General features: G+C 67.0%; 16 protein-coding genes and 1 tRNA gene. 4 read left to right on the top strand and 13 right to left on the bottom strand.

From position 1 onward, the window contains the following. Positions 1-34: 34 nt before the first annotated feature. The 6 genes from clpX to ABDW59_RS05720 form a co-directional block, all read right to left on the bottom strand. Entirely contained in the window at positions 35-1,303 is a 1,269-nt protein-coding gene (gene clpX, locus ABDW59_RS05745) for an ATP-dependent Clp protease ATP-binding subunit ClpX (RefSeq protein WP_343628568.1), read from the bottom strand. A 299-nt stretch (positions 1,304-1,602) separates the two neighbouring features. Beyond that, entirely contained in the window at positions 1,603-2,211 is a 609-nt protein-coding gene (gene clpP / locus ABDW59_RS05740; RefSeq protein WP_067062399.1) for an ATP-dependent Clp endopeptidase proteolytic subunit ClpP, read from the bottom strand. Positions 2,212-2,417: 206 nt separating this feature from the next. Beyond that, positions 2,418-3,728, bottom strand: a complete 1,311-nt coding sequence (tig, locus tag ABDW59_RS05735) for a trigger factor (RefSeq protein WP_343628567.1) — start codon at positions 3,726-3,728, stop codon at positions 2,418-2,420. A gap of 26 nt (positions 3,729-3,754) precedes the next feature. Beyond that, a tRNA-Leu gene (locus ABDW59_RS05730) sits at positions 3,755-3,841 on the bottom strand. A gap of 225 nt (positions 3,842-4,066) precedes the next feature. Beyond that, on the bottom strand, positions 4,067-7,207 hold the full coding sequence (locus ABDW59_RS05725) for an efflux RND transporter permease subunit (protein WP_343628565.1): 3,141 nt from the start codon (positions 7,205-7,207) through the stop codon (positions 4,067-4,069). 16 nt (positions 7,208-7,223) lie between these two features. Further along, positions 7,224-8,408 (bottom strand): efflux RND transporter periplasmic adaptor subunit, encoded by a 1,185-nt coding sequence (locus ABDW59_RS05720; RefSeq protein ID WP_343628564.1) that lies wholly within the window; start codon positions 8,406-8,408, stop codon positions 7,224-7,226. Positions 8,409-8,672: 264 nt separating this feature from the next. Between ABDW59_RS05720 and hpnC the strand changes: the two genes are divergently transcribed. The 4 genes from hpnC (at position 8,673) to ABDW59_RS05700 (ending at position 12,605) form a co-directional block, all read left to right on the top strand. After that, entirely contained in the window at positions 8,673-9,527 is an 855-nt protein-coding gene (gene hpnC / locus ABDW59_RS05715; RefSeq protein ID WP_343628563.1) for a squalene synthase HpnC, read from the top strand. Then, a complete protein-coding gene (hpnD, locus tag ABDW59_RS05710) occupies positions 9,524-10,417 on the top strand; it encodes a presqualene diphosphate synthase HpnD (RefSeq protein ID WP_343628562.1) in 894 nt (297 codons plus the stop codon). The genes hpnC and hpnD overlap by 4 nt, the downstream gene beginning before the upstream one ends. A gap of 5 nt (positions 10,418-10,422) precedes the next feature. Continuing rightward, positions 10,423-11,709 carry a hydroxysqualene dehydroxylase HpnE gene (gene hpnE / locus ABDW59_RS05705; protein ID WP_343628560.1) on the top strand — a complete coding sequence of 429 codons (1,287 nt, stop codon included), beginning with the start codon at positions 10,423-10,425 and terminating at the stop codon, positions 11,707-11,709. A 128-nt stretch (positions 11,710-11,837) separates the two neighbouring features. After that, positions 11,838-12,605 carry an IclR family transcriptional regulator gene (locus ABDW59_RS05700; RefSeq protein ID WP_343628559.1) on the top strand — a complete coding sequence of 256 codons (768 nt, stop codon included), beginning with the start codon at positions 11,838-11,840 and terminating at the stop codon, positions 12,603-12,605. 262 nt (positions 12,606-12,867) lie between these two features. On the opposite strand, the gene pbpG is transcribed toward ABDW59_RS05700, so the two are convergent. From pbpG to ABDW59_RS05665, 7 genes are all read right to left on the bottom strand, one after another. After that, complete coding sequence (pbpG, locus tag ABDW59_RS05695) at positions 12,868-13,884, bottom strand: D-alanyl-D-alanine endopeptidase (RefSeq protein WP_343628687.1); 1,017 nt, start codon at positions 13,882-13,884, stop codon at positions 12,868-12,870. A 182-nt stretch (positions 13,885-14,066) separates the two neighbouring features. Beyond that, on the bottom strand, positions 14,067-15,608 hold the full coding sequence (locus ABDW59_RS05690) for a 2-isopropylmalate synthase (RefSeq protein ID WP_343628557.1): 1,542 nt from the start codon (positions 15,606-15,608) through the stop codon (positions 14,067-14,069). Between the two features lie 124 nt (positions 15,609-15,732). Beyond that, a complete protein-coding gene (gene leuA, locus ABDW59_RS05685) occupies positions 15,733-17,427 on the bottom strand; it encodes a 2-isopropylmalate synthase (protein ID WP_343628555.1) in 1,695 nt (564 codons plus the stop codon). A 253-nt stretch (positions 17,428-17,680) separates the two neighbouring features. Further along, complete coding sequence (gene pssA, locus ABDW59_RS05680) at positions 17,681-18,529, bottom strand: CDP-diacylglycerol--serine O-phosphatidyltransferase (protein ID WP_343628554.1); 849 nt, start codon at positions 18,527-18,529, stop codon at positions 17,681-17,683. Between the two features lie 92 nt (positions 18,530-18,621). Beyond that, positions 18,622-19,638 carry a ketol-acid reductoisomerase gene (gene ilvC / locus ABDW59_RS05675; RefSeq protein ID WP_343628553.1) on the bottom strand — a complete coding sequence of 339 codons (1,017 nt, stop codon included), beginning with the start codon at positions 19,636-19,638 and terminating at the stop codon, positions 18,622-18,624. Between the two features lie 130 nt (positions 19,639-19,768). Beyond that, on the bottom strand, positions 19,769-20,260 hold the full coding sequence (ilvN, locus tag ABDW59_RS05670) for an acetolactate synthase small subunit (RefSeq protein ID WP_067062374.1): 492 nt from the start codon (positions 20,258-20,260) through the stop codon (positions 19,769-19,771). A gap of 176 nt (positions 20,261-20,436) precedes the next feature. After that, a complete protein-coding gene (locus ABDW59_RS05665; protein WP_343628549.1) occupies positions 20,437-22,233 on the bottom strand; it encodes an acetolactate synthase 3 catalytic subunit in 1,797 nt (598 codons plus the stop codon). Positions 22,234-22,402 lie beyond the last annotated feature (169 nt).

The following is a 22,402-nucleotide window of genomic DNA, read 5'->3' as shown; positions in this document are numbered from 1 at the left end:
AGGTGCCGTTCAATAGCCTGAACCGGTGGACCGATCAGGCGCTGGCCTTGGCTTCGCGGTAGACGAGCAACGGTTTGGAGTCCTCGTCGATGTTGTGTTCGTCCAGCACCACCTTGGCCACGCCGTCCAGCGAGGGCAACTCGAACATCGTGTCGATCAGCGCGTGCTCGACGATCGAGCGCAGCCCGCGGGCGCCGGTCTTGCGGGCCAGGGCCTTGCGCGCGACGGCGTTCAGCGCCGAGGGACGCACCTCCAGTTCCACGCCGTCCATCGAGAACAGCTGCTGGTACTGCTTGACCAGCGCATTGCGCGGCTCGGTCAGGATCTGCACCAGCGCGTCCTCGGTCAGCTCTCCCAGCGTCGCGATCACCGGCAAACGGCCGACCAGCTCAGGGATCAGACCAAACTTGATCAGATCGCCCGGCTCCACTTCGCGGAACAGCTCGCCGACCTTCTTCTCGCTCTTGCTCTTGACCGAGGCACCGAAGCCGATGCCGGACTTCTCGGAGCGGTTCGTGATGACCTTCTCCAGGCCGTCGAACGCGCCGCCGCAGATGAACAGGATGTTCGTCGTGTCGATCTGCAGGAAGTCCTGATTCGGATGCTTGCGGCCGCCCTGCGGGGGGACCGAGGCCATCGTGCCTTCGACCAGCTTCAGCAGCGCCTGCTGCACGCCCTCGCCCGACACGTCGCGCGTGATCGACGGGTTGTCGGCCTTGCGGCTGATCTTGTCGATCTCGTCGATGTAGACGATGCCGCGCTGCGCGCGCTCGACGTCGTAATTGCAGTTCTGGAGCAGCTTCTGGATGATGTTCTCGACGTCCTCGCCGACGTAGCCGGCCTCGGTCAGCGTCGTCGCATCGGCGATCACGAACGGGACGTTGAGCACGCGCGCCAGCGTCTGCGCCAGCAGCGTCTTGCCCGAGCCGGTCGGTCCGATCAGCAGGATGTTGCTCTTGGACAGTTCGACGCCATCCTTCGTGTCGGCCGCGTGGCGCAGCCGCTTGTAATGGTTGTAGACCGCGACGGACAGGGTGCGCTTGGCCACGTCCTGGCCGATGACGTACTGGTCCAGCGTGGTCTTGATCTCGCTGGGGACGGGCAGATCCGACTTGCTCGCGCGGGCGCCGCCGGGCGTCTCCGCTGGGACCTCGTCACGGATGATGTCGTTGCACAGCTCGATGCACTCGTCGCAGATGAACACCGACGGGCCAGCGATCAGCTTCTTGACCTCGTGCTGGCTCTTGCCGCAGAAGCTGCAGTACAGGACTTTTTCGCTGGAGTTGCCTTTTTTCTCGGCCATGGGAGTGCTGCTGGGGCTGCTGGAAGGGCTGCGGGGAATACAGGCAAGTGCCTGCATTGATGATAGTTCAATTGCCGGCCCCACCCTTGAGGGGATAAAAGCCCCTAACAAAGGTCAGTTGGTGCCGTCAAAGGGCGGTCAGTTGACGCATGCCGCGAGCGGTTCCTTGTGCGATCGTCGTGATCCGCCCTTCGGTCGGGCCGGATCACGCTTCATGCAGGATCGCGCCGGTTCACGGGACGGGCCGAAAGACTCCGACGGCATCCGGGATGCCCGCCGACCTCCCCGGCCCGCACCGCTCAGGGACGCTTCTCGATGACCTGGTCGATCAGACCGTAGGTGGCCGACTCGGCCGCCGACATGAAGTAATCACGCTCGGTGTCGGCCTGGATCTTCTCCAGGCTCTGACCGGTGCGCTCGGCCAGGATGCGGTTGAGCTGCTCGCGCGTCTTCAGGATTTCGCGGGCGTGGATCTCGATGTCCGTGGCCTGACCCTGGGCGCCGCCCAGCGGCTGGTGGATCATGATCTTGGAGTTCGGGAGCGCGAAGCGCTTGCCCTTCTCGCCGGCCGCCAGCAGGAAGGCGCCCATCGAGGCGGCCATGCCCATGCACAGCGTCGAGACCTGCGGCTTGATGAATTGCATGGTGTCGTAGATCGACATCCCCGCCGACACGCTGCCGCCCGGCGAGTTGATGTACAGCGAGATCTCCTTGTCGGGGTTCTCGCTCTCCAGGAACAGCAGTTGCGCCACGACCAAGTTGGCCACCGCGTCATTGACCGGGCCGACCAGGAAGACGATGCGCTCGCGCAGCAGGCGGCTGTAGATGTCGTAGGCGCGCTCACCGCGGCCCGACTGTTCGATGACGATGGGCACCATGCCCAGGTTGCTAGTTTCCAGAGCGCTCATGAATTCCTCTGTGGTGGGTTCGCGTCACGGCTCATTATGTCGTGCGCTCCAATGCCCTTGTCGCCCGCGCTCCGAGAGAAGACGCGGAGAAAGAAAAAGGCGCCGGCCTTGCGGCCCGGCGCCTCACGTGGCGATGGCGGTTCAGTCTTTCAAGTGATGGAAGACCCGGTGAACGCGCACGCCTGCGATGGATCGCACGTCGCCGATCAGGCGCCGGCCATCAGCTCGTCGAAGGGCAGCGACTTGTCGGTGACCTTGGCCTTGCCCAGGATGAAGTCGGTGACGTTGTTCTCGATCACGACGGCTTCGACCTCGGCCATGCGCTCGCGGTCCGACAGGTACCAGCGCACGACTTCCGCCGGCTTCTCGTAGCTCTGCGAGATCTCTTCGATGTGGGCCTGCAGCTGCTCGGGCTTGGCTTGCAGGTTGTTCGAACGGACCAGCTCGGCCACGACCAGGCCCAGGCGCACGCGCTTCTCGGCTTGATCCTTGAACAGCTCGGCGGGGATCGGAGCCTTGTCGGCGTCCTTGATGCCGCGCTTCTTCAGGTCTTCGCGGGCGTTGGCGACCATGCGCTCGGCTTCGCCTTCGATCAAGGCCTTGGGCACGTCCAGCTCGGCCTTGCCGACCAGCGCGTCCATCGCGGCGCCCTTGTTCTTGGCCAGGACGCGGAACTTCACTTCACGCTCGAGGTTCTTCTTGATGTCGGCGCGCAGGCCTTCGACCGTGCCGTCCTTGATGCCCAGGGCCTTGGCGAAGGCTTCGTTCACTTCGGGCAGATGCTGGGCTTCGATCTTCTTGACCGTGACCAGGAAGTCGGCTTCCTTGCCGGCGACGTCCTTGCCGTGATAGTCCTCGGGGAAAGCCAGCGGGAAGGTCTTGGACTCGCCCGCCTTCATGCCGCGCACGGCCTTCTCGAAGGCTTCGAGCATCTGGCCTTCGCCCAGCAGGAACTGGAAGCCGTCGGCCTTGCCGCCGGCGAAGGGTTCGCCGTCGATCTTGCCTTCGAAGTCAATGGTCACGCGATCGCCGTCGGCGGCCACGTCCGCCGCGCCGCGCTGGGCAAACGAGCGGCGCTGCTTGCGCAGGATTTCGACGGTCTTGTCGATGGCCTCTTCCGTCACGTCGGCGGCGATGCGCTCGACTTCGGCGTCGGCCAGATCAGCGATCTTGACTTCCGGGTAGACCTCGAAGGTGGCGTCGAACGTCAGCTGGCCCTCGGCCGCACCGTCCTTCTGCTCGATGCGGGGCATGCCGGCGACGCGCAGCTTGGCTTCGTTGGCGGCGGAGGTGAAGACCTCGCCCAGCTTGTCGTTCACGACTTCGTACTGGACCTGGGCGCCGTAGCGCTGGGACACGAAGGACATGGGAACCTTGCCCGGACGGAAGCCGTCGGCCTTGACGGTGCGGGCCAGCTTCTTCAGACGGGTTTCGACTTCGGAGTTGATGTCGTCGGCCGCCAGCGTGAGCGTGATGCGGCGTTCCAGCTTTTCGAGAGTTTCGACGGTGACAGCCATAGTGGACTCGGAATCGGTTGAGAGTGTGGTGCGCGGGGCCGGACTCGAACCGGCACGCCCGTGAAGGCGTCAGGACCTAAACCTGGTGCGTCTACCAATTTCGCCACCCGCGCCGGGTGAACTGAGAACGTCGCCCCGCGCTGCAGCGCAGCGCGACCGTCGTCCCCTTGGTATGGATTCAGACTTGCGGACCGCTCCGGAGAGCAAAGTCCCGCGATCCGGGAAACCGGCGATTGTAGCCAAGGAATGAGGGGTTTCTCCGCCCCCTCTCGGGCGGGAGAAACCCCTGCCGTTTCAGCCCGCGGACAGGCCGATCAAAGAGCCGCCCGGCCGGCGGCTCAATGCGCCGTCGGCACGATGCCGGCGGTCTTGTCGCGGTCGACGCGGAACCAGGCCGCGTACATCGCCGGCAGCGCCAGCAGCGTGAGCACGGTGGCCACGATCAGGCCGCCCATGATGGCCACGGCCATCGGGCCCCAGAACACGCTGCGCGACAGCGGCACCATGGCCAGCACCGCCGCCGCCGCGGTCAGCGCGATCGGCCGCAGCCGCCGCACCGCCGACTCGACGATGGCCTGCGCCGCCGGGACGCCGCGCGAGCGGTCCTGCTCGATCTGATCGATCAGGATCACCGAGTTGCGCTGGATCATCCCCATCAACGCGATCACGCCCAGCAGCGCGACGAAGCCGAAGGGCCGGTTCAGCAGCAGCAGCGCCGCGGACACGCCCGCGATGCCCAGGAAGCCGGTCAGGAAGGCCAGCATCGCCCGCGAGAAGCTGTGCAGCTGCAGCATCAGCAGCGTGAAGGTCACGAACAGCATGATGGGCACGCCCGCCGCGATCGAACCCTGGCCCTTGCTACTCTCCTCCACCGCGCCGGCGATGGTGATGGAGTAGCCCGGCGGCATCTCCTTCTGCATGGCCTCGAGCTTGGGCCACAGCTGATAGGTCACCGTCGCGCCCTGCAGGCCTTCGATGACGTCGCCCTGCACGGTGATCGCGAACTGGCGGCTCTCGCGGTGCATCACGCCGGGCTCCCAGGTGAACTGGGGCTTGGCGATCTGCGTCAGCGGCACCGAGCGGCCCGAGGCGGTCTGCACATAGGCATTCGCCAGCTCGGACAGCGTGTCGCGCTCGGACGCGGGCTGGCGCAGCACGATGTCGATCAGACGATCGGCCTCGCGGTACTGCGACACCGGCGCGCCCGTGACCAGGATGCGCGCGGCCTGCGCGATGCTCTGGCTGGTGACGCCCAGCGCGCGCGCCTTGTCCTGGTCGACCTGCAGGCGCAGGACCTTGATGGCCTCGTTCCAGTTGTCGTTGACGCCCACCATGTTGGGATTGGCGCGCATCAACTCCTTGGCCCGGTCGGCGTACAGGCGCAACTGCGCGGGATCGTCGCCGGCGATGCGGAACTGCACCGGATACGGCACCGGTGGGCCGTTGGGCAGCAGCTTCACGCGGCCGCGGACCTCGGAGAACTCCTCCGCCAGGATCTTGGGCAGCTGGCGGCGCAGCGTCTCGCGATCGGCTGGCGTCTTGGGCAGGATGATGGCCTGGCTGACGTTGGTGTTGGGCAGGATCTGGTCCAGCGGCAGGTAGAAGCGCGGCACGCCCGAGCCCACCCAGGTCGCGATGCTGCCCACCAGCGGCTCCTTGGCCATGCGGGCCTCGAAGCGCTTGGCCACGACATTGCTCTGCTCGATGGTCGAGCCCTCGGGCAGCCACAGGTCGACCAGGATCTCCGGGCGGCTCGAGTCCGGGAAGAACTGCTGCTGCACCTTGCCCATGCCGGCCAGACCCAGCACGAACACGAGGATCGTCAGGCCGATGGTCTTCCAGCGGTGGTAGACGCACCACGCGACCCAACGGCGGAAGCGGTTGTAGAACGGCGTGTCGAAGACCTCGTGGGCCTCGCCCTCATGTCCGGCGCGGGTCTTGAGCAGCAACGCGCCCAGGTAGGGGACGAAGTAGACCGACACCACCCAGGAGATCACCAGCGCCGCCGCCGTCACCGCGAAGATGGCGAAGGTGTATTCGCCGACGGTGGACTTGGCCAGACCGATGGGCAGGAAGCCCACCGCGGTGATCAGCGTGCCCGTCAGCATGGGCTTGGCGGTCACGTCGTAGGCGTAGGTGGCCGCGTGCATCTTGTCGTAGCCCTCTTCGAGCTTACGCACCATCATTTCGACGGCGATGATCGCGTCGTCGACGAGCAAGCCCAGCGCGATGATCAGCGAGCCCAGCGAGATCTTGTGCAGTCCCACGCCCGCGTAGAGCATGACCACGAAGGTGATTGCCAGCACCAGCGGAATCGTGATGCCCACGACCAAGCCCGGCCACACGTCGATGCGCAGCGGCTTGAAGTGCAGGCCCAGCGCGATGAAGCTCACGCCCAGCACCACGACCACCGCCTCGATCAGGACGTGCACGAACTCGCCCACCGAGGTCTTCACCGCCGAGGGCTGATCCTGGATCTGCTGCAGCGTGATGCCGGCCGGCAGTTGCTGCTGCAGCCGCTTGACCGTGGTCTGCAGCGTTTTGCCCAGCGCGATGATGTCGCCGCCCTTGCCCATGGACACGCCCAGCGCCACGACCTGCTTGCCATTGAAGCGGACCATGGTCGCGGCCGGATCGACGTAGCCGCGGCGCACCTTGGCGATGTCGCCCAGACGCAGGCTGCTGGCCGCGCCGGTGCTTGAGTTGATGCCGCGGATCGGGAAGTCGCTCAGCGCCTGCACGGAGTTGAGCTGCCCCTCCACACGGATCTGCACGTTGGCGCTGCCGGCGTCCATCACGCCGGCGCTCTCCACCGCGTTCTGCGCGTTCAGCTGCGAGATGACCTGGTTGAAGTCCAGGCCCAGTTCGGCCAAGCGCTTCTGCGAGATCTCGACGAAGAGCTTCTCGGCCTGCACCCCGAACAGGTCGACCTTGGCCACGTCGGGCACGCGCAGCAGCTCGGAGCGCACCGCCTCGGCCTGCTGGCGCAGGTCCTCGAGCGAGAAGCCCCCGTCGCTGGACAGCGCGAAGATCGAGCCGTAAACGTCGCCGAACTCGTCGTTGAAGAACGGGCCCAGCACGCCCTGCGGCAGCGTGGCCTTGAGGTCGCCGATCTTCTTGCGCACGGTGTACCAGAGCTGCGGCACCTCGCCCGGCGCGGTGTTGTCCTTGACCTGGAAGATGGTCAGCGACTCGCCGGGCTTTGTGTAGCTGCGGATCTTGTCGGCATGCGGCACCTCCTGCAGGGTGCGCTCAATCTTGTCGGTGACCTGCTCGGCCATCTGCTGCGGCGTGGCGCCCGGCCAATAGGCCTGCACCACCATCGCGCGGAAGGTGAACGGCGGATCTTCGTCCTGGCCCAGCTGGAAGTAGGCGGCGAAGCCCAGCACCATCAGCACCACCATCAGGTAGCGTGTCAGCGGGGCGTGCTCCAGCGCCCAGCGCGAGAGGTTGAAACCGGCGCGGCTCGGGTTGCTCATCGATGGCTCCCGGCGCTCAGCGTTGTGCGGAGGCTTGCGGCGCGGGCGCGGCCGCCGCCGTCGGCGTGCCCGGCGGACGGTAGCGCTTGACCTTCTGGCCGGGCGTCAGCACATGGCCGCCCGCGGTCACGACTTCCATGCCCGGGGTCAGGCCTTGCACGATCAGCTCGTTGCCCTCGGCACCGACCACGGTGACCGGCCTCGGGTTGACCGTCATGGTCTTGGGATCGAGCAGCAGCACCGCGCTCTTGCCCTGCGACTCCATCACCGCGCTGAGCGGCAGCTTGATCGCGTTGTCGGACGGCGCGCCGGTGAGGATCACCGTCGCCGTCTGGCCCAGGTGGACGTTCTGGTCCTTGAGCTCGGCCTTGACCAGGAAAGTGCGCGTCACCGGGTCGGCGGCGGCGGCCAGTTCGCGCAGCTTCAGCGGCAGCGGTTCGGCCTTGGCGTCGGTCCACAGGCGGACCTTCAGACCGTCTGGGCGCGCCGCGGCGGCGCGCACCAAGGCGACCTGGTCCTCGGACACGGAGAACACGACATCGCGCGGACCATCATTGGCCACGCGCAGCACCGGCGTACCGGCGGCCACCACCATGCCGGGCTCGGCGTCGATGCCGGTCACCACGCCGGCGACGTCGGCCACCAGGGTCGAGTACTGCGCCTGGTTGCGTTGCACGTCGGACTGGGCGCGCGCCTGGTCGAACTGCGCCTGCGCGGCCTTGAAGGCGGCGTCGCGGCGGTCGAGCTCGGCCGCGCTGATGAAGCCCTGGCGGTGCAGGTCGATGTAGCGCTTGTAATCAGCGCCCAGCTGATCGCGGTTGACCCGGGCGGCCAGCACACCTGCCTTGGCAGCCTCCTGCGCCAGCACCAGATCCGAACTGTCCAACCGCGCCAGCGCCTGGCCCGGCTTGACCACCGAGCCCAGATCGACGCGGCGTTCCAGAATCTTGCCGGCGACGCGGAAGGACAGGCGCGACTCGACACGGGCCCGCACCTCGGCGGCGAACTCGCGCTGTAGGCCGGCCGATTGGGGCGCGAGCACCTGCGTGCGCACGTAGCGTTCCGGTTCGGGCGGCGCTTCCTGCTTGCCGCAAGCCGCCAAGACGAGCAGCGAAGTCGCCGCCGTCGCCGCCAGCAGGGCGCGACGCCATCCGCGCGCGGCGGAGAAAGCGGACCGAGACACAAGAGACCGTTGGGGCATGAACCACCTCGACAAGAGCAAGCACCCGGACGCCGGGCACCGAAGTAACTGACTGACCGGTCAGTAATGTATTCAGCGGGTCCGAACGTGTCAAACCGACGGCGTACGGTTCACCGGGGGTACTGCTTTGTTGACGGAGCGGGACTGGCCCGGGCCCCGAGGACGTCGCCGCCGCCCTGGGGGACAGCGAGCGAGACGGCTGGAAGCACGGCCGCGCGCGGACGGGTCCCGACTTCGGCGGACCGGTGCCGCGCTCAGCGGACAATGCCGGCCGTGAGCATAGAGCACTACGAAAACTTTCCTGTCGCTTCCTGGCTGAGCCCGCCGGCGCTGCGTCCCCCGATCGTGGCGATCTACCACTTCGCGCGCACGGCCGACGACCTCGCCGACGAGGGCGACGCCGACGCCGCCCAACGCCTGCGCGACCTGGCCGACTACCGCGCCGACCTGCGCGCCGCCGCCGCGGGCCGGACGCCCTCCGCGCGCTGGGCGCCGGTATTCGGGCCGCTGGCGCGCGCCATCGACACGCACCGGCTGCCGCTGCCATTGCTTGAGGACCTGCTGGATGCCTTCGAGCAGGACCTGGTCAAGACCGATTACGCGACGCGCGAGGAGCTGCTCGACTACTGCCGCCGCTCGGCCAATCCGGTGGGACGGCTGCTGCTGCATCTCTACGGGATCGCCGACGCGGCCTCGCTGCGGCAGTCGGACGCGATCTGCTCCGCGCTGCAGCTGATCAACTTCTGGCAAGACATGACGGTCGACGGACCGCGCGGCCGCGTCTATGCGCCGGAAACAGACCGCCGTCGCCACGGCATCGAAGGCAGCGATCTGCTGGCGCTGCGCGACGGCCCGGCCGCGCGCGCGCTGATCGCGGAGCTTTGCGGCTGGGCCCGCGCGCTGATGTCCGAGGGCGCCCCGCTGGTTCACCGCATCCCGGGCCGAGCCGGCTGGGAGCTGCGACTGGTGGTACAAGGCGGCCTTCGCATCCTCGACAAACTCGACGCGATGCACCACGCCGCCCTGCTGCGACGGCCGACGCTGGGCGCGCTCGACGCGCCCGCGCTGCTGTGGCGGGCGCTGACCATGACCACCCGCCGCGAGGGGACGGCGCGATGAGCACCAAGACCGACAAGACCACCGACGCCACGTCCTCCGCCTCCACGCCGGAGCAATACGTGCAGCAGAAGGCCGCGGCCAGCGGCTCCAGCTTCTATTACGCCTTCCTGTTCCTGCCGCCGCCGCGCCGCGCCGCGATCACCGCGTTCTACGCGTTCTGCCGCGAGGTGGACGACGTGGTGGACGAGGTCTCCGACCCCGGCGTCGCCGCGACCAAGCTGGCCTGGTGGCGCAAGGAAGTGATGAGCGCCTTCAACGGTCAGCCCGCGCACCCGGCGATGAAGGCGCTGATGCCGCACGTGGCCGATTACGACATCCGCGCCGAGCACCTGCTCGCGGTGATCGACGGCTGCCAGATGGACCTGGACCAGACACGCTATCTGGACTTCGCCGGTCTGCAGCGCTATTGCCACCTCGTGGCGGGCGTGGTCGGCGAGGTTGCTTCGGGGATCTTCGGCCGCAGCGATCCCCGCACCGTCGAGTACGCCCACAAGCTGGGCCAGGCGATGCAGCTGACCAACATCATCCGGGACGTGGGCGACGACGCACGCCGCGGCCGCATCTATCTGCCGGTCAGCGAGCTCCAGCGCTTCGACGTGAAGGCCAACGAGATCCTCAAGCGCGACGCGCCCTGGGGTTACAGCGAACGCTTCACCGCGCTGATGAAGTTCCAGGCCGAGCGCGCGCACCAGCTCTACGACGAGGCCTTCGCGCTGCTGCCCGAGGCCGACCGCAAGTCCCAGAAGCCGGGCCTGATGATGGCCAACATCTACCGCACGCTGCTGCGGGAGATCGAGTCCGAGCAGTTCCAGGTGCTGCAACAGCGGATCTCGCTGACGCCGCTGCGCAAACTCTGGATCGCGATGAAGACCAACTGGCGCGGACGCTGAGCCGCATGAGCACGCGCCTGGCGGTCATCGGCGGCGGCTGGGCGGGACTCGCCACGGCGGTGGAGGCGAGCGCGCTGGGCGCTGCGGTCACGCTGCTGGAGATGGCACCCGCGCTCGGCGGCCGAGCCCGCAGCCTGGACGGTGGCGCGAGCGATGGCCGCACCGGTCTCGCGCTGGACAACGGCCAGCACATCCTGATCGGCGCCTACACCGAGTCGCTCGCCCTGATGCGGCGCGTGGGCGTCGACCCCGAGGCCGCGCTGCGGCGCATGCCGCTGCGGCTGCGCTATCCCGAGCGCGAGACGCTGACGCTGCCGCCCGGGCGGCCGACGCTGGCCTTCCTGCGGGGCGTGCTGGGCTGCTCGGCCTGGTCCTTGCGCGAGCGGCTGCGCTTTCTTGCCGCCAGCAGCGGATGGACGCTGCGCGGCTTCCGCTGCGCGCCCCATCTGACGGTCGCCGAGCTCTGCGCCGCCCTGCCCCGCCCGGTGCGTGACGACCTCATCGATCCGCTGTGCGTGGCGGCGCTCAACACCCCGTCGACGCAAGCGAGCGCGCAGGTCTTCCTACGCGTGCTCAAGGATGCGCTCTTCAGCGGGCCGGGGAGCGCCGACCTGCTGCTTCCGCGGCAGGGTCTGAGCGCCCTGTTGCCCGAGCCCGCGCGAGCCTGGCTGCTCGACCGCGGCGCGCGCATCGTCACGCGACGCGTGCAGCGCCTGGAAGCCGAAGGCCGCGGATGGTCCGTCGACGGCGAGCCCTTCGATCAGGTCGTGATCGCCGCGAGCTCCGTCGAGGCGGCCCGGCTCACGCGAGACCTCGCGCCGCGCTGGAGCGCCGTCTCCGGCGCCTTCGAGTTCCAGCCCATCGTGACCATCTACCTGGAGAGCCTCAGCTCCGCGCTGCCGGCCCCGATGGTCGCTCTGCGCGAATCGGCCACGGAGCCGGCGCAGTTTGCTTTCGATCTCGGGCAGCTCGGCCATCAACCAGGTCTTTTCAGCCTGGTGGTCAGCGGCGCGGCGCCGTGGATCGCGCGCGGCCTGGAAGCGACCGGCGAGGCGGCCTTGGCCCAAGCGCGCCGTCACTTCGACTGGCGCAGCGAGCCGCGCATCGTGCGCGTGCTCAGTGAGAAACGCGCCACCTTTGCCTGCACGCCCGGGCTGATCCGACCCGAAGCGCCGATCGCGCCGGGGCTGTGGGCCGCAGGGGACTACCTCGCCGGCCCGTATCCGGCCACGCTGGAAGGCGCCGTGCGCAGCGGCTTCTCGGCGGCGCGTTCCGCAATGCGGCAGGCCTAGGCGCGCCTGCCCCGTTCGAGGGCATCGCCGGGCGATTTCCGCTCGGCTGACGATCAAATGCGACAGGTAGAGCCCCCTCTCGGTTTCGCCATGCAAAACCCGAGAGAAATCCATCACAATCGTCCGCCATGAAGTCCAAGGAGCTGCAGACCCCCGCCATCCAGGTCCTCGAGCGCACGTTCGCGTTGCTGGACGTCCTGGCCCAGCATCAGGATCCCGTATCGCTGAAGGTCATCAGCGAAACCACCGGACTCCACCCCTCCACCGCCCACCGCATCCTCAACGACCTGGCGCTCGGCCGCTACGTCGACCGGCCCGAGGCCGGCAGCTATCGGCTGGGCATGCGGCTGCTGGAACTGGGCAACCTGGTCAAGGCGCGGCTGGACGTGCGCGAGGCCGCCATCGGCCCGATGCGCGAACTCCACAAGCTGACCCACCAGCCGGTCAATCTCTCGGTCCGCCAGGGCGACGAGATCGTCTACATCGAGCGGACCTACAGCGAGCGCAGCGGCATGCAGGTCGTGCGCGCCGTCGGCGGCCGGGCGCCGCTGCACCTGACGTCGGTCGGCAAGCTCTTCCTCGCGGGCGACGATCCCCAGCGCGTGCGCGCCTATGCGACACGGACGGGGCTCTCGGGCCATACCCGCAACAGCCTGACCGACATCGCCCATCTCGAACGCGAAATGGCGCTGGTGCGTCAGCGCGGGGTGGCGCGGGACGATGAGGAATTGGAGCTCGGCGTGCGCTGCATGGCAGCAGGCATTTACGACGACCAGGGCAAGCTGGTCGCGGGGCTGTCGATCTCGGCACCCGCCGATCGGCTCGAGGAAGGCTGGCTGCCCCGACTCAAGGAAACCGCCACGCGGATCTCGGCGGCGCTCGGGTTCAGGGGCTGACAGCCCTCCCCTGCAACGACCGAGCAGTCAGCCCGCCGTGCCTGAACCCCTCGCCGCTCAGGCGCTCCAGGAACGGGCATTCCTCGCGTTCGCTCGTCACACCCGCCCCTTCCGCATTCGCTCTGAGGGGCTCAGGCACCGCAGGCTTCCTTCACCACCGAGATCCTCGCGGACATCGGGCATCGGGCATCGGGCATCGGGCATCGGAGCGGAAACGACAACGGGCCCGAAGGCCCGTTGATTCGAACGCCGGGGCGCTCTCTTACTTTGCGGTGATCGCCGGGGTCAGACTGACCGCGGTGGCCGTGGCGCCCGCCAGCGGCGAGGTCGTCCCGGTCAGCCACTTGCGCACGCGCTCGGCGTCGCCGATGCGCGAGTACTTCCCGGCCGAATCCAGGAACACCATGATCAGCTTGCGACCGGCGAGCTGCGCCTGCATCACCAGGCATTGACCCGCTTCGTTGATGAAGCCCGTCTTCTGCAGACCGATGTCCCAGTCGCTCTTGCGGACCAGGCCGTTGGTCGTGCCGAAACGCACCATGCGACGGCCCAACTCGACCGTGTACTCGGGCGAGGTCGACAGCTCGCGCAGCAGCGGGAAGCTGTGCGCCACCTTCACCAGCTTGGCCAGATCGCTGGCGCTGGACTGGTTGCGGCTGGACAGCCCCGTGGGCTCGACGTAGTGGGTGTCGTTCATGCCCAGCAGACGGGCCTTGGCGTTCATCGCGGCGACGAAGGCCTCCAGGCCGCCCGGATAGCTGCGACCCAGCGCATGCGCGGCGCGGTTCTCGGAGGACATCAGCGCCAGGTGCAGCAGCTCGCCGCGCGTCAGCGTGGTGCCGACCGCCAGACGCGAGCCGGTGAATTTCTCGGTGTCCTTGTCGTCGTCGGAGATGGTCAGCTTCTCGTCCATCGACTGGTTGGCCTCGACCACCAGCAGCGCCGTCATCAGCTTCGTGATCGACGCGATCGGAAGCACGGCGGACGGGTTCTTCGAGAAGAGGACTTCGTTCGTGTCCTGGTCGACGACGTAGGCGACGCTGGACTTCAGGTCCAACGGATCCTCGGTGTCATGCAGGCCGTACATCTGGCCGAACGAGGGCTTGGCCGGAATGACCTCGCGCACGGCGGCGCGCGCCGCGACTTTCCGCGGCGAGCGCGGGGCCGGTTTGGCCTTGCGTGCGGTGGTCTTGGCTTTCGCCTTGTTGGAGGACGACGTGGTGGCCGCCTGCGCGGCTTGCACCGGCGCGAGACTGGCGGTCAAACCCGTCAGCAACATGACGCCGCTGAGCGCGGCACCAGACAGCAATGTCGCAATGGTCTTCAATCCAGTCCCCAGGAAGTGGACGCGAGTGTAGGGGATCACGGAAAGCCCGGCAAGATCAAGGACTTGGCACACTCTCTTAAAGTGGGCCGATCCGTGCATCCGACGCAGTTCAGCGACCTTTGCCGGACACCCTGTCAACCTTGCGCCGCCACCCGTTCCGTCTTGCTCCGCAGCTTGTTCAGAGCGCTCAAATATGCTTTGGCCGAGGCAACGACGATATCGGGGTCTGCCCCCACGCCGTTCACCACGCGACCGGCATGCTGCAAGCGCACCGTGACTTCACCCTGGGATTCTGTGCTTCCGCCGGTGATCGCGCTGACCGAATACAGCAGCATTTCGGCCCCACTTTGGACCTTGCTCTCGATGGCCTTGAGCACCGCATCCACCGGCCCGTTGCCATCGCTCTCGGTGCGATGTTCGTCCTCGCCGGCCGCGAAGACCACCTGCGCCTGTGGCCGCTCGCCCATCTCGGAGCGCTGCGCCAGCGCCACCAGCCGGAAGTGATCCGGCTCCTGGGCGACCGATTCGTCCATCACCAGCGCGATGATGTCCTCGTCGAAGATCTCGGCCTTGCGGTCGGCCAGGTCCTTGAAGCGGATGAAGGCCGCGTTGATCTCGGCTTCGGAGTCCAGCTGGATGCCCAGCTCCTGCAGCCGCTGCTTGAAAGCGTTGCGACCGGAGAGTTTGCCCAGCACGATCTTGTTGGCGCTCCAGCCCACATCCTCGGCGCGCATGATCTCGTAGGTGTCGCGGGCCTTGAGCACGCCGTCCTGGTGGATGCCGGACGCGTGCGCGAAGGCGTTGGCCCCGACCACCGCCTTGTTGGGCTGAACCACGAAACCGGTCGTCTGCGAGACCATCTTGGACGCCGGCACGATCTGCGAGGGGTCCACGCGCAGGTCCAGACCGAAGTAGTCGCGGCGGGTCTTCACCGCCATTACGACCTCCTCGAGCGAACAGTTGCCGGCGCGCTCCCCCAGACCGTTGATGGTGCACTCGATCTGGCGGGCGCCGCCGATCTTCACGCCGGCCAGCGAGTTGGCCACCGCCATGCCCAGGTCGTTGTGGCAGTGCACGCTCCAGATCGCCTGATCCGAGTTGGGCACCCGCTCGCGCAAGGTCTTGATGAAGTGGCCGTAGAGCTCCGGCACCGCGTAGCCGACGGTGTCCGGGATGTTGATGGTGCGGGCGCCCTCGCGGATCACCGCCTCGACCACGCGGGCCAGGAACTCCGGATCGGAGCGGTAGCCGTCCTCGGGCGAGAACTCGATGTCATCCGTCAGATTGCGGGCGAAGCGCACCGCCTGGATGGCCTGCTCCAGCACCTGCTCGCGGCTCATGCGCAGCTTCTTCTCCATGTGGAGCTCGCTGGTGGCGATGAAGGTGTGGATGCGCGAGCGCGAGGCGCCCTTGAGCGCCTCGGCCGCGCGCGCGATGTCGCGGTCGTTCGCGCGAGCCAGCGAGCAGACGGTGCTGTCCTTGACCGCGTCGGCGATCGCGCGCACCGCCTCGAAGTCGCCCTGGCTGGACGCCGCGAAGCCGGCCTCGATCACGTCGACCTTCAAGCGCTCCAGCTGGCGCGCGATGCGCAGCTTCTCGTCCTTGGTCATGGACGCGCCGGGCGATTGCTCACCGTCGCGCAGGGTGGTGTCGAAGATGATCAGCTGGTCGGACATGAAAGGCTTCCTTGCGGTGGCGGGCCGGAACCCCGATGCACGATCGACGTGACGTGACGTGACGTGACGCGATGCGGCGCGGGCGCGGTCCCGGGGCGGGCGATGGTCGAGTGTAGGTCGCCGATCAGGCGGCGACGCGGTCGGCAAGCTTGAGCACGCCGCGCTGCGCCGCGCGGCGCAGGCCGGACACGATCGCCTTCAGCGAGGCCGACGCGATGTTGCCGTCCATGCCGACACCAAAGAGCGTGGCCTCGCCCACGCGCAGCTCCAGGTAGGCCACCGCTTGCGCGTCGGCGCCGCTGCCCAGCGCGTGCTCGTGATAGTCCAGCACGCGGACCTGCGTCTTGAGCAGCTTGTTCAGACCCTCGACGAAGGCGTCGATCGGCCCCTTGCCCGAGCCGTCGATGCGGACCATGCGCACGCACAGGTCGGCTTGCGTCTGCACGCGGGTCTGGCCGTCCTCGGCGGTATCGATCTGCGGCGTCATCGCGGGCGCCTGCTTGACGCCGTACTCGCGGTCGAAGATCTGCCAGATGTCGGCCGCGCCCAATTCCTTGCCGGTCGTGTCCATCACGCCTTGCACGATCTGGCTGAACTCGATCTGCAGGCGGCGCGGCAGCTCGATGCCGTATTCGGCCTCGAGCAGGTAGGAGATGCCGCCCTTGCCCGACTGGCTGTTGACGCGGATCACCGCCTCGTAGCTGCGGCCCAGATCCTTGGGGTCGATCGGCAGATAGGGGATCTCCCAGATGTCGCCGTCCTTGCGCGCGGCGAAGGCCTTCTTGATCGCATCCTGGTGCGAACCCGAGAACGAGGTGTAGACCAGCTCGCCCACATACGGATGGCGCGGATGAACAGCGATCTGGTTGCAGTGCTCGACGCAGCGGCGGATCTCGTCGATGTCGGAGAAGTCCAGCGCCGGATGCACGCCCTGCGTGTAGAGGTTCAGCGCGACGTTGACCAGGTCCAGATTGCCGGTGCGTTCGCCGTTGCCGAACAGGCAGCCTTCGACGCGATCGGCGCCGGCCATCAGCGCGAGCTCCGCGGCGGCCGTGCCGGTGCCGCGGTCGTTGTGCGGATGGACCGAGAGGATCACGCTGTCGCGGCGCTCGATGTGGCGGCCCATCCACTCGATCATGTCGGCGTAGATGTTGGGCGTGGAGTGCTCGACCGTGGTCGGCAGGTTGATGATGATCTGGCGCTCCGGCGTCGCTCCCCAGGCGGCGGTGACGGCGTCGACGACGCGCTTGGAGAAGCTCAGCTCGGTGCCCGAGAACATCTCCGGCGAGTACTCGAAGCGGAAGTCCGTACCGGTTTCGGCGGCTTGGCGATCGGCCATCTCCCGGATCATCGTGGTGTGCGTCACGGCCAGGTCGACGATCTCGTCCTCGCTCATGTTCAGCACGACGCGGCGCATCACCGGCGCGACCGCGTTGTAGAGGTGGACGATCACGCGCTTGGCGCCGATCAGGGATTCGAAGGTGCGCTCGATCAGCGGCTGGCGCGCCTGCGTCAAGACCTGGATGGTGACGTCGTCGGGGATGTGGCCTTCCTCGATCAGCTGACGGACGAAGTCGAAATCGGTCTGCGACGCGGAAGGGAAGCCGACCTCGATCTCCTTGAAGCCGATCTTCACCAGCATCTGGAACATGCGCAGCTTGCGCTCGGCGTCCATGGGCTCGATCAGCGCCTGGTTGCCGTCACGCAGGTCGGTGCTCAGCCACAGCGGCGCCTTCGTGATCTGCGCGTCGGGCCAGCTGCGGTCCGGGAGGGCGATGGGAGCGAAGGCGCGGTACTTGGTCTGCGGGTGCTTGAGCATGAGAGCGTTCCTGGTGGGTTCAGGGCGCAACTCGCAGACTCCAAATGACGAACGGCCCGCTGCGAGTTGCAATCGGGCCGTTGGATCTGGAAGAACGTCGTGTGTCTGACGGACGTGCGCAAATCAGCGAACCCGAAGGTCGCCTAGTAGTAGCAGCGCGGTGGCGGTCAGAAACGTCATGGGGACTGAATATAAGAGTCCGGCGCCGCGCGCGTCAACGCCGGTGAGCGACACGCCGCGCGCTCAGCGTTCGCTATCGGTGAAGGCCGGCTTCATCGGGCTCGTCGGTGGACATGGCGATCACGCTCGCCGGCTTGCCCTTGGCGCGGCGCACCGCGTAGACGACATAGCCTGACAGCCCGTAGACGCAGAACACGCCGAACAGCACCCGCGGCGGATCGATGTTGATCGCGGCGATCGCCAGCATGATCACGACCAGCACGATGAACGGGACCGAGCGCTTGAAGGTGATGTCCTTGAAGCTGTAGAACGGCGCGTTGGTCACCATCGTCAGGCCCGCATACAGCGTGAAGCCGAAAGCCAGCCAGGCGAGCGCGGGATCGCGATGGATGTCCTTGTAGCCGGCGCTGTCCAGGGCCCAGATCAGGCTCATCACCAGCGCGGCGGCGGCCGGGCTGGGCACGCCCTGGAAGAAGCGGCGGTCGACCACGCCGATGTTGGTGTTGAAGCGCGCCAGCCGCAGCGCCGCGCCCGCGACATAGACGAAGGCCGCGAACCAGCCCCACTTGCCCAGCCCCTGCAGCGCCCACGAATACATGATCAGCGCCGGCGCCGCGCCGAAGGAGACCATGTCCGACAGCGAGTCCATCTGCTCGCCGAAGGTGCTCTGCGTGTTGGTCATGCGAGCGACGCGCCCGTCCAGGCTGTCCAGCACCATGGCCGCGAAGATGCCGTAGACGGACTGCTCGAAACGGCCGCTGATGCCCATCACCACGGCATAGAAACCGCTGAACAGCGCGGCCAGCGTGAAGAGGTTGGGCAGCAGGTAAATGCCCTTGTGGCGTGGGCGCTGCGGGGCGTCGAGGACGTCGGCCTCGTCCTCGTCGAGCAGGTCCACGTTCTTGTTCTGGGTCGAATTCATGGGCGCGAAGGATACCTTACGACGCCAACGGAAAAGGCCGCGCGGGGCGACCCGCGCGGCCTTCAGGACTGATCCGACGCGATCTGCGGCGATCAGTTCTTGGACTTGTCGACCAGCTTGTTGGCCTTGATCCAGGGCATCATGTTGCGCAGCTGCGCGCCAACCTGCTCGATCGGGTGTTCGGCGGTCAAGCGGCGGCGGCTGATCAGGGTCGGCGCGCCGGCCTTGTTCTCCAGGATGAAGGACTTGGCGTACTCGCCGGTCTGGATGTCCTTCAGGCACTGGCGCATCGCGTCCTTGGTCGCCTCGGTCACCACGCGCGGGCCGGTCACGTACTCGCCGTACTCCGCGTTGTTGGAGATCGAGTAGTTCATGTTGCCGATGCCGCCCTCATAGATCAGATCGACGATCAGCTTGAGTTCGTGCAAGCACTCGAAGTAAGCCATCTCGGGCGCGTAACCGGCTTCGGTCAGCGTCTCGAAACCGGCCTTGATCAGCTCGACGGCGCCGCCGCACAGCACGGCCTGCTCGCCGAACAGGTCGGTCTCGGTCTCTTCGCGGAACGAGGTCTGGATGATGCCGGCCTTGCCGCCGCCGTTGGCCGAGGCGTAGCTCAGGGCCAGGTCGCGCGCCTTTCCGGTGGTCTCCTTGTAGACGGCGATCAGGTGCGGCACGCCACCACCATTGCGATAGGTGCTGCGCACCGTGTGGCCCGGAGCCTTGGGAGCGACCATCCACACGTCCAGATCCTCGCGCGGCTGCACCTGGCCGTAATGCACGTTGAAGCCGTGAGCGAACGCCAGGGAGGCGCCTGCCTTGATGTTGGGCTCGACTTCCTTCTTGTAGACGTCGGCGATCTGCTCGTCGGGCAGCAGGATCATGACCACATCGGCGGCCTTCACCGCCTCGGCGATCTCGGCAACCTTCAGGCCGGCGCCTTCGGCCTTGGCCCAGGACGCGCCGCCGCGGCGCAGACCCACGGTGACCTTCACGCCGCTGTCGTTCAGGTTCTGGGCATGGGCATGGCCTTGCGAGCCGTAGCCGATGATGGCGACGTTCTTGCCCTTGATCAGGCTGAGGTCGGCGTCCTTGTCGTAGTACACGTTCATGATGGTCTCTCCGGGGAAAACAGTGCCGTTGGCAGTGGGGTTGGGTGACGGACCGTCGCTGCGGGATGCCAGACGGCGATCCGGTGTTCAGTGATTCGATGAAGCCTGGGAGTGGCGGAAGCGGTCGTGGTCAGACACGCAGGATGCGCTCGCCGCGGCCGATGCCGCTGGTGCCGGTGCGCACCGTCTCGAGGATGGCGCCGCGGTCGATCGCGTCGATGAAGGCGTCGAGCTTGCCGGCATCACCGGTGAGCTCGATGGTGTAAGTCTTCTCCGTGACGTCGATCACGTGGCCGCGGAAGATATCGGCGGTGCGCTTGAGCTCCTCGCGCTCCTTGCCGACGGCGCGGACCTTGATGAGCATGAGCTCGCGCTCGATGTAGCGGCCCTCGGTCAGGTCCACGACCTTGACCACCTCGATCAGCCGGTTCAGGTGCTTGGTGATCTGCTCGATCACGTCGTCGCTGCCGCTGGTCACGATGGTCATGCGCGACAGCGAGGCGTCCTCGGTCGGCGCCACGGTCAGGCTCTCGATGTTGTAGCCCCGGGCGGAGAACAAGGCCACGACGCGCGACAGCGCGCCCGGCTCGTTCTCGATGAGCAAAGCGATGATGTGTTTCATGAAGTCTCGTCCTTCGCGCTCTTCAGACCGCCGGCGGTAACCGGACGGCCCTTGGCCACGCTCTTCGATCGATGGGAATGGGCCGGATCGCTCCGAGCGCCTCAGGCCTTCCGCCGCCGGTCACGGCGCGCGCGGTAACGCGCGTCGCGCCTGGCGGCTTCCAGCCGTCAGCCTCCTCAGAGGTCCTCCGACCCCAGCAGCATTTCCGAGATGCCCTTGCCCGCCTGGACCATGGGCCAGACGTTCTCGGTCGGATCGGTGCGCACGTCCAGGAACACGGTGCGATCCTTCAGACGCATCGCCTCGCGCAGCGCGGGCTCCACGTCCGACGGCTTCTCCACCAGCAGGCCCACGTGCCCGTAGGCCTCGGCCAGCTTGACGAAGTCCGGCAGCGCATCCATGTAGCTGTGCGAGTAGCGCTTGCCGTAATCCAGCTCCTGCCACTGCCGCACCATGCCCAGGTAGCGGTTGTTCAGCGAGACCACCTTCACAGGCGTCTTGTACTGCTGACAGGTGGACAGCTCCTGGATGTTCATCTGGATGCTGCCCTCGCCGGTGACGCAGAACACATCCGCGTCCGGCTTCGCCAGCTTGATGCCCATCGCGTAGGGCAGTCCCACGCCCATCGTGCCCAGGCCGCCGGAATTGATCCAGCGACGCGGCTCGTCGAAGCGCAGGAACTGCGCGGCCCACATCTGATGCTGGCCGACGTCCGACGTGAAGTAGGCGTCGCGGCCGCGGGTCAGGTTCCAGAGGGTCTCCAGCACGAACTGCGGCTTGATGACCTCATTGGACTGCTTGTAGGCCAGGCAGTCGCGCTTGCGCCAGTCGTTGATCTGGCTCCACCAGGCGTTGATCGAGTCCGCGTCAGGCCGAGCCTGGGCTTCCCTGATCTGGGCGATCAGCTCCTGCAGCACGTCCTTGACGTCGCCCACGATCGGGATGTCCACGCGCACGCGCTTGGAGATCGATGAGGGGTCGATGTCGATGTGGATGATCTTGCGATCCACCGACGAGAAGTGCTTGGGGTTGCCGATCACCCGGTCGTCGAAGCGCGCGCCCACGGCCAGCAGCACGTCGCAGTGCTGCATGGTCATGTTGGCTTCGTAGGTGCCGTGCATGCCCAGCATGCCCAGGAAACGCGGATCGGTGCCGGGCATCGCGCCCAGACCCATCAGCGTGTTGGTGCAGGGGTAGCCGAGCAAGTCGACCAGCTGGCGCAGTTCAGCCGTGGCCTCGCCCAGGATGACGCCGCCGCCGGTGTAGATGTAGGGACGCTTGGCGCCCATCAGCAACTGGACCGCCTTGCGGATCTGCCCGCTGTGGCCCTTCTTCACCGGGTTGTAGGAGCGCATCTCCACGCGTTCCGGATACTGGAACGCGGTGCGATTGAGCGAGACGTCCTTCGGAATGTCGACGACGACCGGGCCGGGGCGGCCGGTACGCGCGATGTGGAAGGCCTTCTTCAGCGTGCTCGCGAGGTCGCGCACGTCCTTGACCAGGAAGTTGTGCTTGACGATGGGGCGGGTGATGCCGACGGTGTCGCACTCCTGGAAAGCATCCAGGCCGATCGCCGGCGTGGGGACCTGACCCGTGATGATGACCATCGGGATCGAGTCCATGTAGGCGGTCGCGATGCCGGTGATGGCATTCGTGACGCCAGGACCCGAGGTCACCAGTGCGACGCCGACTTCGCCGGTCGCGCGGGCGTAGCCGTCGGCGGCGTGAACGGCGGCTTGCTCATGACGGACCAGCACGTGCTGGATGGCGTCTTGCTTGTAGAGCGCGTCGTAGATGTAGAGGACGGCACCGCCTGGATAACCCCAGAGGAACTTCACGCCTTCGGCCTGAAGACTCTGAACCAGGATTTCGGAGCCATTCAGTTCCTGACCGGAACTGACGGAATGGGGGTGCGGTTGTGAGCGAGCTTCCGTGATCGCTGCACGTTTGATGTCCGCGGCAGACATGTCCATATGTCGAACCTCTGAGATTTTCTCTGACGAAAAACCATCGGTGCTTCTCCTCTCGCCCTTGTGAGGCGGACTTGAAACGTCGCGTCAAAAACAGGGGCGCCCCGGTTGGGCGGCCTACTTGAGACTTAAAAACTGCGGTGTGCGAGCGGCCGATTATGCACGCAAACCC

It is taken from the genome of Roseateles sp. (genome assembly GCF_039595295.1).
Taxonomy (GTDB): domain Bacteria; phylum Pseudomonadota; class Gammaproteobacteria; order Burkholderiales; family Burkholderiaceae_C; genus Roseateles.
The sequence above is the reverse complement of the archived record's forward strand: the minus strand, read 5'-3'. Positions and strand labels throughout refer to the sequence as shown.

Coding starts and splice junctions, on each gene's coding strand:
- clpX (WP_343628568.1), bottom strand. CDS start 1,303: ATGGCCGAGAAAAAAGGCAACTCCAGCGAAAAAGTCCTGTACTGCAGC.
- clpP (WP_067062399.1), bottom strand. CDS start 2,211: ATGAGCGCTCTGGAAACTAGCAACCTGGGCATGGTGCCCATCGTCATC.
- tig (WP_343628567.1), bottom strand. CDS start 3,728: ATGGCTGTCACCGTCGAAACTCTCGAAAAGCTGGAACGCCGCATCACG.
- ABDW59_RS05725 (WP_343628565.1), bottom strand. CDS start 7,207: ATGAGCAACCCGAGCCGCGCCGGTTTCAACCTCTCGCGCTGGGCGCTG.
- ABDW59_RS05720 (WP_343628564.1), bottom strand. CDS start 8,408: ATGCCCCAACGGTCTCTTGTGTCTCGGTCCGCTTTCTCCGCCGCGCGC.
- hpnC (WP_343628563.1), top strand. CDS start 8,673: ATGCCGGCCGTGAGCATAGAGCACTACGAAAACTTTCCTGTCGCTTCC.
- hpnD (WP_343628562.1), top strand. CDS start 9,524: ATGAGCACCAAGACCGACAAGACCACCGACGCCACGTCCTCCGCCTCC.
- hpnE (WP_343628560.1), top strand. CDS start 10,423: ATGAGCACGCGCCTGGCGGTCATCGGCGGCGGCTGGGCGGGACTCGCC.
- ABDW59_RS05700 (WP_343628559.1), top strand. CDS start 11,838: ATGAAGTCCAAGGAGCTGCAGACCCCCGCCATCCAGGTCCTCGAGCGC.
- pbpG (WP_343628687.1), bottom strand. CDS start 13,884: ATGTTGCTGACGGGTTTGACCGCCAGTCTCGCGCCGGTGCAAGCCGCG.
- ABDW59_RS05690 (WP_343628557.1), bottom strand. CDS start 15,608: ATGTCCGACCAGCTGATCATCTTCGACACCACCCTGCGCGACGGTGAG.
- leuA (WP_343628555.1), bottom strand. CDS start 17,427: ATGCTCAAGCACCCGCAGACCAAGTACCGCGCCTTCGCTCCCATCGCC.
- pssA (WP_343628554.1), bottom strand. CDS start 18,529: ATGAATTCGACCCAGAACAAGAACGTGGACCTGCTCGACGAGGACGAG.
- ilvC (WP_343628553.1), bottom strand. CDS start 19,638: ATGAACGTGTACTACGACAAGGACGCCGACCTCAGCCTGATCAAGGGC.
- ilvN (WP_067062374.1), bottom strand. CDS start 20,260: ATGAAACACATCATCGCTTTGCTCATCGAGAACGAGCCGGGCGCGCTG.
- ABDW59_RS05665 (WP_343628549.1), bottom strand. CDS start 22,233: ATGGACATGTCTGCCGCGGACATCAAACGTGCAGCGATCACGGAAGCT.